Origin of the sequence: Mesorhizobium delmotii, assembly GCF_900149755.1 — a bacterium.
Classification (GTDB): Bacteria; Pseudomonadota; Alphaproteobacteria; order Rhizobiales; family Rhizobiaceae; genus Mesorhizobium; species Mesorhizobium delmotii.
In genome coordinates this window covers 1-14,883 of record NZ_FUIG01000049.1, presented here as the reverse complement: position 1 = coordinate 14,883, position 14,883 = coordinate 1, and the positions used below count along the sequence as shown (strand labels likewise).

The 14,883-nt window shown below is 58.3% G+C and carries 11 protein-coding genes and 1 pseudogene; 11 read left to right on the top strand and 1 reads right to left on the bottom strand.

The genetic code is table 11. The features are described 5' to 3' along the window. The first annotated feature begins 163 nt into the window (after positions 1–163). The 11 genes and pseudogenes from BQ8482_RS29660 to BQ8482_RS29610 all read left to right on the top strand — a co-directional run bounded on the left by BQ8482_RS29660 (position 164) and on the right by BQ8482_RS29610 (position 14,047). A complete protein-coding gene (locus tag BQ8482_RS29660; protein WP_244603033.1) occupies positions 164–2,314 on the top strand; it encodes a class I tRNA ligase family protein in 2,151 nt (716 codons plus the stop codon). 1,224 nt (positions 2,315–3,538) lie between these two features. Next, positions 3,539–3,805, top strand: coding sequence for a hypothetical protein (locus BQ8482_RS29655; protein ID WP_133254861.1), 267 nt, complete (start codon positions 3,539–3,541; stop codon positions 3,803–3,805). A 269-nt stretch (positions 3,806–4,074) separates the two neighbouring features. After that, complete coding sequence (locus tag BQ8482_RS29650) at positions 4,075–5,250, top strand: TlpA disulfide reductase family protein (protein WP_425294149.1); 1,176 nt, start codon at positions 4,075–4,077, stop codon at positions 5,248–5,250. A 355-nt stretch (positions 5,251–5,605) separates the two neighbouring features. Further along, a pseudogene (locus BQ8482_RS29645) lies at positions 5,606–6,068 on the top strand (NifX-associated nitrogen fixation protein). Between the two features lie 24 nt (positions 6,069–6,092). Beyond that, positions 6,093–6,296 carry a CCE_0567 family metalloprotein gene (locus tag BQ8482_RS29640; RefSeq protein WP_123150847.1) on the top strand — a complete coding sequence of 68 codons (204 nt, stop codon included), beginning with the start codon at positions 6,093–6,095 and terminating at the stop codon, positions 6,294–6,296. Then, positions 6,293–6,610 (top strand): ferredoxin III, nif-specific, encoded by a 318-nt coding sequence (fdxB, locus tag BQ8482_RS29635; RefSeq protein ID WP_123150846.1) that lies wholly within the window; start codon positions 6,293–6,295, stop codon positions 6,608–6,610. The genes BQ8482_RS29640 and fdxB overlap by 4 nt, the downstream gene beginning before the upstream one ends. Before the next feature lie 38 nt (positions 6,611–6,648). Further along, a complete protein-coding gene (locus BQ8482_RS29630) occupies positions 6,649–7,017 on the top strand; it encodes an exopolysaccharide production repressor protein (RefSeq protein WP_123150845.1) in 369 nt (122 codons plus the stop codon). Positions 7,018–7,292: 275 nt separating this feature from the next. Next, positions 7,293–8,306, top strand: coding sequence for a 1-aminocyclopropane-1-carboxylate deaminase (locus BQ8482_RS29625; protein WP_123150844.1), 1,014 nt, complete (start codon positions 7,293–7,295; stop codon positions 8,304–8,306). A gap of 917 nt (positions 8,307–9,223) precedes the next feature. Then, complete coding sequence (locus BQ8482_RS29620; RefSeq protein ID WP_123150843.1) at positions 9,224–10,279, top strand: GHMP family kinase ATP-binding protein; 1,056 nt, start codon at positions 9,224–9,226, stop codon at positions 10,277–10,279. 10 nt (positions 10,280–10,289) lie between these two features. Next, complete coding sequence (locus BQ8482_RS29615; RefSeq protein ID WP_123150842.1) at positions 10,290–11,348, top strand: cysteine synthase family protein; 1,059 nt, start codon at positions 10,290–10,292, stop codon at positions 11,346–11,348. Continuing rightward, positions 11,345–14,047 (top strand): lyase family protein, encoded by a 2,703-nt coding sequence (locus BQ8482_RS29610; protein ID WP_123150841.1) that lies wholly within the window; start codon positions 11,345–11,347, stop codon positions 14,045–14,047. The genes BQ8482_RS29615 and BQ8482_RS29610 overlap by 4 nt, the downstream gene beginning before the upstream one ends. Positions 14,048–14,314: 267 nt before the next feature. On the opposite strand, the gene BQ8482_RS29605 is transcribed toward BQ8482_RS29610, so the two are convergent. Then, positions 14,315–14,545, bottom strand: coding sequence for a hypothetical protein (locus tag BQ8482_RS29605; protein ID WP_123150840.1), 231 nt, complete (start codon positions 14,543–14,545; stop codon positions 14,315–14,317). Positions 14,546–14,883 lie beyond the last annotated feature (338 nt).

The window sequence follows — 14,883 nt, the reverse complement described above, 5'->3', positions numbered from 1 at the left end:
GCGAGGCATGCACACGAACCTGATCGACCGCTCAAAAAATGCGGAGAGTATGTCTGATTTGCGGGCTGCTGGAGCATCGCCGCAGCCCGTTACGACGCTTCGGCACGTCGATTGTGGAGGTGGTCGCCGGGCGGTCTTCTGTGACGCCTAAAGCCCTGCCGGCGTGCCCGTCGTCGCCCGCCTGGGGGCCCAGAGCCGGATTATTCTGCCGGGCCACCAACGGGTCCGGGCTACCGCCTCTCTTCGCAACTTGCAGCAGAGGCTGTCGCGTTGGCAGCCGAAAATACCGGTGCTTCAGCAGCTGAGGTTCGTCATGCGCAAATCCACGTTTTCTCGAACGGAGCTGTCGCGGGCCTTCGGTATCGACATGGCCACGCTTAGAACGGGAAGCGCTGGCACGGGGTTTTCATTCGGCAAGGTGGCACCGGGCGTCACATGCGAGCCCCATCGGCACGACGAAATCGAGGCCTTCGTCGTCCTGTCTGGCGCGGGCAAGGTCAGGACCGACCTTGGGGAAATCCCGGTCGCGGCCGGCGATGTCGTTCTGTTCCACCCTTTTGAAGCGCATGTGCTGTGCAACGATGGGGACGAAGACCTAAATTTCGTCGATGTCTACTGGCGTGACGGCAAGGCCGCCCTCGATGCCGCTGCAAAGGTCGCGGCTCCCCGCCGGCCGATCTTCGTCTTCTCCACGCCGCCGACGCCTAATGGCGATCTGCATCTAGGGCATCTTTCTGGCCCTTATTTTGGCGCCGATGTCTACACGCGTTTCCTGCGTATGAAAGGGCTCGAAGCCTATCACCTGACTGGAAGCGACGATTACCAGAGCTACGTCGCCACGCGTGCCGACGCCGATGAATCGACGCCTGCAAAGGTGGCGCGCCACTACGCGGACGAGATTCGCACCACGCTTGCACTTCTTGACTGCGAGATCCACAGCTTCCTACCGACGTCGGGCGATGACGCTTATGCAGAGTTTCAAGCCGCGTGTTTCCGTAGTCTTCTGAGCAGCACGGCGGTAGATCTGCGCCAGAACCCTGCGCTCTTCGATGCTGTGACAGGCGACTACCTTTACGAACCGGATGTAAGCGGCCTCTGCCCCGATTGCGGCGGCTCCGCTGGTGGCAACATCTGCGAGGAATGCGGCGCGCCGAACCTATGCCACGACCTAGGTGCAGTCCGGTCGCGGCACTCGGCCGAGGCGCCGGTGGTCGGCTCCGTGCGCCGTCCCGAACTTGCGCTGGAACGGTGCTACGTCAATATCGACCGGCATTTAAGGGCGTCGGGCGCCCCCGTTCGGATCATGGACCTCTTCGCGCGTCTACGCCAACGTGGCGACTTTTCCGTGCCCATCACCCACCCGTCGGACTGGGGGCTACCGGCCGAGGGGTTCCTGGGGCAGGTGACCTGGGTCTGGCCAGAGATGGCGTTTGGTTTTCTTTACAACATCCAGACGCTAGCTAGCTCGCTCGGTCGAGACTGGAATGCGGCGCTGCCCAGCAATGACTGGCAGATTGTCCATTTCTTCGGCTTCGATAATTCCTTCTACCACGCCCTACTTTATCCGGCGCTTTATGCTGAGGTCTTCCCGCACTGGACGCCGCGCATCCGGTATCATGTGAACGAGTTCTACCTGCTCGACGGCCAGAAGTTCTCGACCAGCCGCGGCCATGCGGTCTGGGGCAAAGAGGTTCTGGGTCCAAAGACAGTCGATGTCGTCCGTCTCCATTTGGGCCTGACACGCCCGGAAGGTGAGCGGACGAACTTCACGCTGGACGCGCTACGCCGCACCGAGAACGAGGTGTTCCAAGGGATTTGGCTGAATTGGCTTGATGCGCTGCACGGGGAAATCAAACAGGACTTTGTCGGCTGCGTGCCCGACGCAGGCGACTGGGGTCCCGCCGATCGCGCTTTCTTTGCTCGGATAGAAATCCATCGCGCGGCGATGGAACGCGCCTATTCGGACGATGGCTTCTCGGTCCGGCGCGCGGCCGCGCAGGCGTGCGATTTCGTGCGCGATTGCGTGACCTACCGTCAGGCACAAGACTATGCAGCGGCGCGATGTCTCTATCCCGCCCGTATCCGGACTTCGCTCGCGCTTCAGACTACAGCCGCTGCGATCCTGGCGCAGACACTCGCACCGCTGATGCCCCGATTTGCCGGCACGCTGGCGCGAGGCGCCGGCGGCGTGTCAACCGAAACATGGCCCACGTCCGTCCGCCGGCTTGCGCCAGGAACGATCTTTGACATCGGACTCTTGCTAAGGTTCTACGCCAGATCCGGCGATCCTATTCTCAATCACCAGGAAGTATGAGACACGCTGCTCTCGACCAGATCTGCGCGACAATAAACGCCGTGACGCCGAACGTCTCTACTCGTTGCCACTGGCGCCCGAAGGCAGCTAATAAACCAGCCTGGCCGACGTGAACTAAGCCGCATCGCGGACGAGTTGGCCCGCGCCTTCGAGGATCGCTCGGCCGACAGCTTTCCAGCACTTGCTGTTTCGTGGGGCAAATGCCGCGTCGGCTCTACGGTGCTGACCAACCTCTTCGCTATTGTGGGATTGCCGTCCTATTACCAGCCGGCAAGACAGTCATACGGTTCAAGGCGCTGGGTCAGCGTCGCGCGCGCTGGACGTGCCCAATGGCGCGACAAGCCTCTCGTCCGCTGCAAGGAAATGACCGGCCCCTATTTGCTGGCCGAATGTCTGTTCGACCCAATCGAGCTCCTAGTGGCGGGAGGCTCTTCCTGCGGCCGAGATTACTATGATTGCGCTCGATTGCCATCAAGCCCGGCTTCTGACCACCGGCACCTGCTTCTTGCGAGCCGCGCACCTGTCGAGTCTTAATCACATAGGTCGAAAGCTTGAATGCTTAGCTTTGCAATCATTTCTGCGAGGCAGTGTTGTCATGGATTTGATAGGCTTCGACTTAGCGCAGCCCCCATCTCAGGGAAGGCATACTCCAGTGTGGCTTCGCCACGTCCAGTTTCGTAGGCGCGCCCTAAGTCGGTCGTCCCAACCAAAGGCGGAACTCGCCAGCCAGCCTATGCCCGATCCTCAATTGCCTAGATCGGCCGCCCCCAGGGCGGTTCGCTCGATGCATCAAATGCCCGACATCTCCTGGGGCGCAGGGCCGCGTGATGGGCATCAAATTGCGCAACCACCCAGCTGTGATCCGCCTTTCAATTGCGGGTAGCTGTCGATCCCGGTTTCGGTCTGTCATCGCGGGGGCATAGCCGTTTTCCGAATCGAATGTAGGCAGTGATGGGACGCCCTGGCAGAAGCGATAAGCCTTTTACGTCGTGACCCCGCGTCCTGCGCGATGTCACGTTCCACGGTGCCGGGTGAGATCGACGATCTGCTCGATGGCAACAGCGTAGGGAGAAGCACGCTGGGCGCATCAAATCATCGGGCTTACCCCTCGCGATGACGGAGTCCGCTTCGCATCTCGGCGGAGCAGACGCGAATGCCCGAGCAGCCCGGTGGTGTACCAGGAACCTGCAACGCTTCCCAACCTCCGTCACGCAAACGTGGGAGATGCATGCGGCATCCGGCGGCTTGCGAAACAGCATACGCAGCATCCGGCAGCTCGCACTCGACGCGCTGGGCCTCAACGACTCGGGCTCTATGAGAAAGATCAGCCATGAGCCGGCAGGCAGTCGCTGCACGCGGGAGCCAGTGTTGGAGATCACCCGCGCAGTTTCGGGGTTGGCCGCCGACGTGCTGCTGATCGACGAGACGATGGCAATGTTAGCGCAGCAAGACAGCCAAGCGGTTCTCTGTCCTCAAGCGTCTGACGCATGAGTGATGCGTGTCCCAAAGCTGACAGCGCAGAAAAAAATGTCGGGTTCAAAACAACCGGCCGTCTTGGGCTTGTGAGCTTTTCGTTGCCAAATCACGCATTTACTGCACGCCAAGCGCGCTGGCACGGCCTTTGCTGATTGAGATGCGGCAATACTGAGTGAGGGCTGACCGCATGAGAACACGCAATACGATTGATGGTCCCCTGACTGGTGTGTTCCGTTTCTGAGAGAAGAACCAGCTCGCGCATAAACGTCAGGAAAGGTGTGGGAATGGATTTGGAGAACAACATGGTGTTGCGTAGTGAGTCCCCGGCTCCTCCGATCAAAGTCGACGACTGGCTGCGTCGTGAGCCCCTCACGATCTTTGAGCCCGGCAAGGTGTACCTCGTAGAATTTTGGGCGACTTGGTGCGGACCCTGTGTGGCGGCGATGCCCCACCTGATGCAGTTGCAGGAGAAATATCAAGACAGCGGATTTGAGGTCGTCGGAGTCGCAGCTAGCGAAGAGGGCGCGACCGCGGAGGAGGCACGGACCAGCTTAGATGCTTGGCTGACCGAGCGGTTCCCGAATCTGAATTATCGGATCGCGTTCGATTACGCAGGCGAAATGAACAGACTATGGATGGAAGCCAGTTCTTCTCTCGGGATTCCCACCTCGTTCGTGGTCGACCGCGATGGCCACGTCGCTTTCATCGGACACCCGGCGGAACTCGACGACGTTTTGCCGAAGGTCCTCAACGGTAGCTGGCGAGGCTCCGATGAAGCGAAAGCCGCCGATCTAAGGCGAATCGCCAGCAACCAACGTACAACGCGCGAACTGTCGCTGAGCGAGCCGATATACGCCAAACTTCGGCCGGCGATGCAGGCCGAGGATTGGACGGCGGCACTTTCGGCCATCGAAGAAGGCCTCGCCTTGATGCCCGATTCTATCGGGTTCCGGGAAACTCATGCGGATCTCCTGCTTCACAAGCTACGCGACACTCAGACCGGCTTGCCAGCCATGCGCCAGCTAGTTGAGGACGCCATCGACAAAAAATTCGAGGCCGTCTCTTGGATGGTCATGGCCCTGAACCAACTCTTCGATCCCGCGATGGACAACTCTCATCTCCCCCGTGCTGAGTGCTTTGCGATGGGCAACAAGCTCTCGGAACAGATCCTGACACTGAATCCCCCGCAAGGCGACGGACCCCTTAAATTCCGTTGGTACGTCCCGGTCGCTCAGTATTATTACGAGAGCGGCAACAAAGATCGTGCGATCGAGTTGATCGAGGTGGCACTGGAATCTCTGGGCAATCCGGAGACGATGCCGGACCACATCAAACAGTACTACCTTACCCCATTGCTTCACGCCCTGGCCAACTACACGGGTGAGAACGCCTGCTACGCGGATCTTTGCGTGGTTCCGCAAAACAAGGCTCCTGAAAAGCAAAGCGCAGTCGCCTCATGAGCAAAGATCGCAAAGGGATGACAAGTGGAATGGAACCCTGGTCAATTCACCCATTTTCTGCGGCGCGCCCGCAGTAAGTATGGCCATGCAGCACAAGGGCCGATCGTTTGCTGCAGGTCAAGGCTCGGACCTTAATGACTTCCAACCGGATCGCCGCGGACGCGATGTTCGACGCGAATTTGGCCCGTCGTTACGTTACAGTCCAGGACTAGTTCCAGGTCGGCCAAAGGGACGGCATTTACGTGGAATCGGCCCGACCAGGCCGGACGTCGGCTGCGCAGGCGGGCCCGAAGCCGGCGTATCCGAAAGCAGAAATCGTCTTTTGAGGACGAGCACTGAAATTGAGGAAAACGAAATGTCCCACGCAGCGCCTGGTCCTGCCGGCAACAAGGACGGCGAGGTCCTTGCCCGCCCGTTCGTCAAATGCCTCCTGCGGCTGATCCGTGCTCAGGACTTCCACGGCTCATGCCAAGGGCAATCGGATACCCAACTGCTGGCCGAATTCATCATCACGAAGGACGATCGCCGCGATCCTCATGATCATCGATCCCAATCCGGACGTGCTGTCGAGGCTCGACACGTTTTACACGGCCGTGGGGGCTTACCATCGAGGAGCGCTCCGGCGTGATGAGATCGCCAACAAAGTGAAACCGATCGGGGCTTCGGGCGCGTGCCTTTCACGGTCGGGCAGTTGGTCGTTCTGTCGAGACGTCCACCGGTTCGGCTTCGAGACTTTCCGGAAACTCGCCCATGCCGGCACGAAACTGGTCGACGATGCGACTGCAGCCATTGCCTCTCCCGACGTGGCGCGGGCGTGAAGAAACCGTTTTCGAGGAGGGATCATGTCAGACCTGGATGAGATGGTGAAGAAAGTCCGAAAGCTTCAACTGCGCGCGGCAATTGCTAAGACGAACTTGCGCGACCTTGCCGAGGGTTTGCCGGTAAAGTGGACTGACATAGAGGAAGTCGCCGAGAAAACGCACGCCGTTTATGCCGAGTTGGGTTGTGCCAGGAGAGAGCTCGCTAAAATGAAGACTTTACGATGAGGAGCACATTCATCAGCCGCGACGGCTCCATGTGGGTGCCTGAATACCTGACCGCTATAGATGGCCAGATCTGTATCGGCTGCGGCCGCTGTTTCAAGGTCTGCTCGCGCGAGGTCATGCATCTTTATGGCGTCGATGACGCGGGTGAAATCCTCGGCGCCTGCGACGGCGGTGACGACGACTTCGATGGTGAGCTGAATCGCATGATCATGGTTCTCGACCATGCTGGCCGATGCATTGGCTGCGGAGCCTGCGGCCGTGTCTGCCCAAAGAACTGTCAGACTCATGTCGCGGCCGACCAGATCGCAGCATGAGCTGCATGATTTGACGGGACAAAATCAGGAGAACGGCATTGCGCTTAATTATCTTTTCTCGGCTCCTGGGGATGGTCCTGTGCGGCAACGCTGTGACGGTTTACTTAGCTTCGCATTCGATCCGTCTCGCGATCGTAACGACGCTGGCCTGCTCGTTGCTGCTCCAGGTGGTGTATTTCGCCAGCATCCTCTTTCTGATCTGGCGGTCCAGCGGAGCTCGCGATGCCGGGCAGAGGGTTCAGCTTTTCGGTAGTTGCAAGAAGGCTCGATACCAATCGCCAGACGATGATGAGGCAAGCAATCTTCGGATGCGCCCGGCGCAATCAATTGCTCGGCATATCGCTGCTCCTCCCTTGAGGCGCCGTAACAAGATCAGAGCTCTCATATCACTTTCGATCAACCATTGAATAGTGAGCTGATCGCTGGCTGGTATGGTCGCAGGCGACAGCATTCTAATCGTTCTAACGCCAGGGGATGCAGTTTCGGTCCATAGATATTGGTAGCCGATCGCTCAACACCGGCACGCGGGTTGCTTCGTCTCGCTGGCGAACGAGGCGGCTGGAAAGCATAAGAGTGGCGCTTTTGTAACGTCCGAATGCAGCCGGTCTCACAGTCAAACACGACTCTTAGAACGGCTCGTGCCTCGCTAGTTTCAGCTCAAATACGTGCCCCCAGAGAAAGCATGCTGAAAAACTTCGAACGCTATCCGCTCACCTTCGGACCCACGCCCATTGAGAAGCTCGACCGCCTCGGCAAGCATCTGGGCGGCAAGGTAGAAATCTTCGCCAAGCGCGAGGACTGCAACTCAGGTCTCGCATTCGGCGGAAACAAGCTGCGCAAGCTTGAATACATCATCCCTGATGCGATCGCGTCAGATGCCGATACGCTCGTCACCGTGGGCGGCGTGCAGTCCAACCACACCCGGATGGTCGCAGCGGTCGCCGCCAAGATCGGCATGAAATGCCTTCTGGTTCAGGAGAGCTGGGTTCCACATGAGGATGCCGTTTACGACCGGGTCGGCAATATTCTCCTGAGCCGCATCATGGGAGCGGAGCTGCGTCTGGTGGACGAGGGCTTTGACATCGGCATCCGCCAGAGTTGGGAAAAAGCGCTCTATGATGTCAAGGCAAGGGGCGGCAGACCTTATGCGATACCAGCCGGGGCTTCTCTCCACAAATACGGCGGCCTCGGCTATGTCGGGTTCGCCCAGGAGGTGCGCGCCCAGGAGAAACAGCTTGGGTTTGCCTTCGACTACATCGTCGTTTGCACGGTCACCGGTTCAACGCATGCCGGCATGCTCGTCGGGTTCGCTAAGGACGATCGACAGCGCAACGTGATTGGTATCGATGCCTCTGCCACTCCCGCAAAGACCAAGGCGCAGGTGCTTGGCATTGCCCAACATACAGTGAGGCTCGTCGTGCTCGGAACGGAACTCGTCGAGGAGGACGTGGTGTTGCTCGAGGACTACGCGTACCCGCGTTATGGCATTCCATCCGAGGAAACCAAGGAGGCGATCCGTCTGTGCGCGCGGCTCGAGGGCATGATTACCGATCCGGTCTACGAGGGCAAATCAATGCAAGGGATGATAGACCTCGTCCAGAAAGGCTTCTTTCCACAGGGGTCGAGGGTCCTCTATGCCCATCTCGGCGGCGCGCCGGCGATCAATGGTTACGGCTACACCTTTCGCAATGGCTGACGCGCGACAGCTCGCGTTGCGCCGCCCTGCCGTGCCGGCGATGCTCAAAGTTCGCTCGAGGCTGTTTAGCCGGCCCTCTGGCCCAGAGGCTGCCAGCATTCTGAGGCGGCCGCATGGCCGTCCCGTTCGTGGAGGCAGCTGCCCCTCAGGCTGGTCTCATTGCGGAAAATCTGTCAGCTACGATCCCTCAGGTTGTCGCGCTCTTGGTCGGTCGGAACTGAGCGCCCACAGGCCTTCGACCCCAAGCCTGGAAGATGCGTGGGCAAGACATTGTAGTATCAGGCCGCGCAGCAAAGGCCTCGAGCTCGGCTGTGATGCGGCCAACCTCGTCGCCGGTGGCGACGAAGCCATGCCGCGGGCCTAGTCAGTGGCGTATCGAACAAACATCATCCAAAAATAATGAAAAGACCGATGCGGCTAAGGATCGCGCTGGACCAACAGCTATCAGCGTGCGCAACGCAAGCATTCGGCCAGGGCCGCGTGCCATGATTTCCGGCTATGGTTTTCTGACCGCCAACCATGCGCCTATTGACCATATGCCGAAGGTTGCCGATGCGGTCTTTGATGGGGGTATTCGTCGTAGGCGCTCATGCAACCGTGTTCGAAGAGCATTTCGATCGAGGATCGTGCGCAGCGCCGTATTGCTCAGTCTGAAGGAGGCGCCCTTGAACATCGCACGTACCTAAATTCGTTGCGCCCCGACGACGCGCCGGCAACAAAAGTAGTGCAACAGACCCTACAAGTAAGATTCACAGAATCTTTGCGATCTGAATTCGCTGACAATGATAGGTTCACCCCAACCTTTAATGCCAGCTGACCTAGGCACCCCCAGGGAACTTGGCAGTATCCCAACTCAACGCGAGCACTGTTCGCATGCCGGGCCCGTCTCGCTTCAATGTACCTGATGGGGAAGTGATATGTCGATCCAAAACTCTGGCCATCATATTGAACGTTCAGCAACCGGGGCGAGCATCTCGACGAGAGACCTCCTCGAAGCGGCCGCCGATGAATTCTGGAAGCCCTACATAGACCACCAGACGTTCGACGAAGGAGATGCGGCTGAGATTGTTGTCGAGGACGGGGAGCGGCCAAGGGTTCATTCAAGTGGGGCTCTTTGTTGCGGCACATTCGGCGAGTTGCTGCAAGGCCAGTTGCCGGTCGACTCCGCTCGTCAGGACCCGCATTTCTTGATCACGATGCCCATCGCGCTTTTTGCGCGTGCCCATTTCATGCCGACCGAGGGCACGCGATCCGTGACCGTTTATCCGCTCCATAAAGTCAAAGCTAAACGGCTAGCCGAGAATCTCGTGAATGCGCTCGGCACCTCAGGAGGTACCCTCCTTTTGCAATCTGAACTCTCCGAAGGCAAAGGGCTTGCCAGTTCATCAGCAGATCTTGTTGCGACCGCACGTTCAATCGCCTGCTGCTTTAAGCGTAGAATCAGGACTTCGCTGATCGAGAAGCTAATGGCCGAGATCGAGCCATCCGACGGAGTGATGTATCCCGGCGTGGTCGCGTATCGACAGCGAGCTTGTAGCCTGCTGTCCTTCCTTGGGCAAATGCCGCCGCTTGCAATCGTCGGAGTCGACGAAGGAGGGACTATCGAAACTATCGACTATGATCAGCGGCGAGGTGAAATCTCCGCCAGTCACAAAGCAGAATATCACCGACTACTCGATAGCGCACGGATAGCAATTCCGCGGGGTGACACGGCCACGATCGGCAGAATAGCTACGGCCAGTGCACTCCTGCATCAGGAGCGGGCTCCAAAGGAGCATCTGAACGCGATGCTAAAAGCATCGGAGGCCACTGAGGCTCTCGGGGTAATAGTCGCGCACAGCGGCACCATGATTGGAATCCTGCTTGATCGAAGGGCGGCTGACTTCCCACAGAAGCTTCAGTCCGTGCTCGCAGATGTATCGCCTTTCGACACCTCGCCAAAAATATACCTGACCATGACTGGCTGCCGCTGAGGTAAACAATATGAACGCTGTCAACAAACGCCTGCCATTCTCCGGATATTCTGAGGCCTATGCTCTGCCGACCGTTATTAGGTGTGAGACAAATCTCTATCTTGCACAGTTTGCTTTTATGAAGCTTCTCCCTGCGAAGTATATCATTGAGCAAGCGCTGGCTCGAGGGGCCTTGAAGCACGGCATGAAAGTTCTCGAGACTTCAAGCGGAACCTTTGCACTGGGTTTGGCCGTTGTTTGCCGGGAACGTGGATTCCAGCTCGAAATCTTCACAGACCCAGTGATGGACAAAGGTCTGGAAAACAGGTTGAGCTCCTTGGGAGCCGAAGTCGTCATAGTAACCGAAAAAGCCAAGCAGGGCGGCTATCAAAGAAGCCGGCTGGACGCATTACATGCTAAGATGAGACTGTTGGGCGATTCCTGTTTCTGGCCCCGGCAATACGAAACACCGGACAACCCCGCAGCCTATAGGCTATTCGCCGATCAAATATCGGAGATGCTAGGCGCCAACATAACCTTGGTCGGTTCTGTGGGGTCAGGAGGCTCTACTTGCGGAACGATAGAGCGCCTCCGCCAAACAGCCCCTGGTGCGCGTCTGATCGGAGTGGACACCTTCAATAGCGTCATTTTTGGCCAACCGGATGGCGAACGGAAACTGCGGGGGTTGGGGAACAGTCTTGTTCCCAAGAACGTGAAGCATGAACTGTACGACGATGTGCATCTCATGTCGGCTTCGCTGGCATTTGCTGCAACGCATGCCCTCCACGAGCGGCATGCCGTTTTCGCTGGTCCGACCTCCGGGGCGAGCTACATCGTTGGGCGTTGGCACGCTCGGCAGTATCCAAGAGAAACCGTAGTCGTCATATGTCCCGATGAAGGCCACCGCTACGCCGAAGCTGTTTATGACCACGAGTGGCTCAAGCAGAACGGATATCTACATGAAGGTATTCTTCTGGATGCTCCGTTCAGCGAAGAGCATCCCTCGACCGCTCTCCCGCCATGGAACCGATATAATTGGAATCGGAGAAGTCGGGAAGATGTCTTAAACGTGCTGGAGAATGCTTCATGATGAACCGAGGTAGCTTCCTTTTCGTCGAAAGCAACACGACGGGCACTGGCGAACTATTGATCCAGCGCGCCAGTGCGCTAGGCTTTGAGCCGTATCTCGTGACCCGCAATCCTGCCCGATATGGCTTTCTGAATGACTCCGTCGCTCAAGTGATCGAAGCTGAAACGCGTAGTCCTGATGAACTCGTCGGGGTCGCCGCCAAATTGAGAAGGCTGGCAGGAATATACTCGTCGTCGGAATATTTTGTGGAAGCAGCCTCAAGTGCTGCGATGGCGATCGGGCTACCAACGGCAAATACTGAGGCCATAGCTGCTTGCCGAAACAAATGGAAACAAGCGGCCGAGCTACAGCGGCAATCAATCGCGATCCCTGAAACTCGGCTGGCCACTTCCGTCATAGACGTGGAGAAGATTGTACAACAAGCTAGTCTGCCCTTGGTCGTGAAGCCAGTTTCCGGAAGCGGTAGCAGCGGCGTGAGGTTATGCAATAGTGCGGCGGCCGCTATCAAGGCGTTTGAGAGCGCAAGGGGCGCATTACTCGATCAGATAGGTCTGCGCAGCCCTGACGTCCTCATCCAGCAATATGTAGAGGGCAAGGAATATTCTGCAGAGATAATTGCGCATCATGGGAGGCTGCATTGCCTTGGAATTCTTGCCAAGCACAAAGGCCCGCCTCCCTGCTTCGTTGAGGTAGGACACGACTTCCCGGCCCCGCTCCCGGAGCGCTCACTGCAGGAATTGGCATCTTTTGCCGTGAGCGCGGTATCGGCGCTCGGCCTGGAATTCGGACCGGCTCATGTGGAGTTTGTGATAGCCGCGTCGGGCCCGGTCATCATTGAGGTCAATCCCAGATTGGCTGGAGGAATGATCCCAGTCATGCTGTCGCACGCTTTGGGCACGTCAATCCTGGACATGGTTATCAAACTTTACGCGGGAGAAGGGTTCACGCCCCCGCGCGCTGGCGCAAGAGCGGGAGCCATCCGCTTCGCACTTGCGCAGAAATCCGGGAAGCTCAAACGCCTGAGCTTTTCACGAAATCCAGAGCCAACAGTGCCCGAAGCGGGGCTTCTGAAATCTGAGGGAGAGCAAGTTCAAATTAACGGCGACTTCAGAGACCGTGTAGCCTACGCTTTAGGCGTCGCCAATGACCTCAATGCCGCTGCAGGGGCAGCTAAGGGCATGATCGATTCCCTTGTGATCGATATCGAAATGGCTGCTGGCGAATCGGACAGTAAGCAGGACGATGGGTCAAGCGAGGGCAGGTGGACTCTCCATCCCGAGGCGATGAAGTTGCTAGCGCCCGCTATCGAAATCTCGCGTGACGGTCGGCTTCTGCAAGCCCAAGCGACCATAGACGAAGCACATTTGGTGATGCTTGCCGACCAGCGCTTGATCAGCCAGACAGTCGCTGCCGATCTCCTAAAGCACATTTGGGACCTCCAGGATGAGGGCTTTCAGTCTTTGGAGGGCCGCGATGCTCCGCGTGGCCTCTACCTTGCTTACGAGACGGAACTTGCCGCCAGAGCTGGCCCGGAGAAGGCCGGCTGGCTGCACCTTGCGAGATCCCGCAACGACTTGAACGCAACCATCGCACTTCTAGCCCTGCGGGAAGCTGCTTGTTCCACGTCGCAACAAATAGGAATTCTACAGGATGCACTGCTTCAGCGAACGGAAGAGGCATCGAAACTTATGGCTCCGCTGTACAGTCAGTACCAGATCGCACTCCCTGGGTCGCCAGGGCACTACCTGCTTGGCGTCTTCTTCGCTTTGGCGCGCGAGCGCCAGCGCCTGCACTGCCTGCTGGAAGACATCAGGAATTGCCCGATGGGGGCGGGCGCGGGCGGGGGCACCAGTATTCCTATAGATCCCTTGAAAACCGCAAGTCTTCTGGGGTTCGAACTGCCGTCGTTCAACTCACTTGATGCGGTCGCGAGCCGAGACCATTACCTGCAGGCGCTTTCAGTCTTCGCTGGCGTTTCAGTCTTGCTTAGTCGCGTGGCCCAGGACCTGCAGGTTTGGACAACGCGCGAGTTCGCACTCATCGACATTCCTAACAATCTTGCTGGCGGCTCTTCCATGCTGCCTCAAAAGAAGAACCCATTCCTGCTTGAACACATTAAGGGATCAGCAAGCACTGTGATCGGCGCATACGTTTCCGCTGCAACGGCAACCTGCAAAGCGCCTTTCAGCAACTCGATCGAAATAGGCAACTACGGTTGCTCTCCGCTACGCCTCGCAGAAGATGCCCTGAAGCGGGCGGTAATCCTTACATCGCTAACCCTGAAGTTCATGTCTTTCAACGTAAACTCGATGCGTGAGAATCTGGAAGACGGCTCAGCGATGACGACCGTCGCCGCCGAACGGATGGCGTCGCGAGGCGTTCCTTTCAGGAAGGCCCACACACTAGTTGGCGAGATCGCCATGCGCCTGTCTGTGGATAGCTCCGCCGCGGACCGCCGAAGCGAGTTGGCCAGCAATCTCGCCGGCGTGTTGCCGGAGAGCCTTGAAGAATGCAGAGACGCTCTGCAATTCGGAGGAGGACCCGGAAAAAGCTCAACCGACGATCAGATTTCTGTAGCAACAACGCTCCTTCGGGACATGCAGTTGAAATGCGCCGACCTATGCGATCGCTGGGCGCGCGCCGAGATGCTTCGCAAAGAGAGGGTGCAAGAACTCATCGAGCGGCACCAAGCCGCCTGAATGGGTGGATATATGGACAACGTCCAATGGTACTGGCGCCTTGGCAATGGGTCGTGTCCCGGCGAGTAGATGCTATGGGGCGAGCGGCGAGGGTGTGGCGTTCTTCGGCTCTGACAAATCCACTATCACAAGGAGGTCGTATGTCGCAGTTTTTTGAACGCGAGCTGGTCCCTTACCGCTCTCGAACAGGATAACACGATCGTCGCGGTCTTCGAAATGTGGGCGCGCGACATCGAGGCCTTTGCTATCCCCGCCAGCGTTGCCGGCTCACGTGAGCACCGGCGCGCCAAGACCGATCGTCTCGACACCGAGCTTTTGATGCGCGCCTTTCTCGGCTGGCTGCGCGGTGAGAATTGTAGTATGGCGGCGATCCCGACGCTCGAAGAGGGGGACGAGCGGCAGCCGGATCGCGAACGACAACCCTTGGCCGGTGGGCAGTCGCAGCTCGTCAACCGCGTCAAGGCGATTCTTGCCCGTTTCGCCATTCGGAGCTTCCATTTAGGCCTGTGGAACGGCCGACAGGCTCATGGCCTTCCGCACCGCGGAGGAAACGCGGCTGCCGGTCAAGATCCGCGCCGGGCTCTACCGCTTGCTTTAGCGGCTCGATCTCGTATGTGCGCAGATCCACAGCATCGAGGGCGACCGCCTTCTCGTCGCGGGCTCTAGCGCGTGGCGCACGCCGTCTGGGCAATCCTCAACTCGCTTGAGGCCAGGGACTGGCCTCACCGTCATGAAGATCGTCTCAAGCGCGGGAACGAAGAACCGACAAAGTAGAACGGATTTGGTTTTGGAAGTCAGCCTATGGAGCAAAACTATGGAAAGAGATTCGCAGGAGA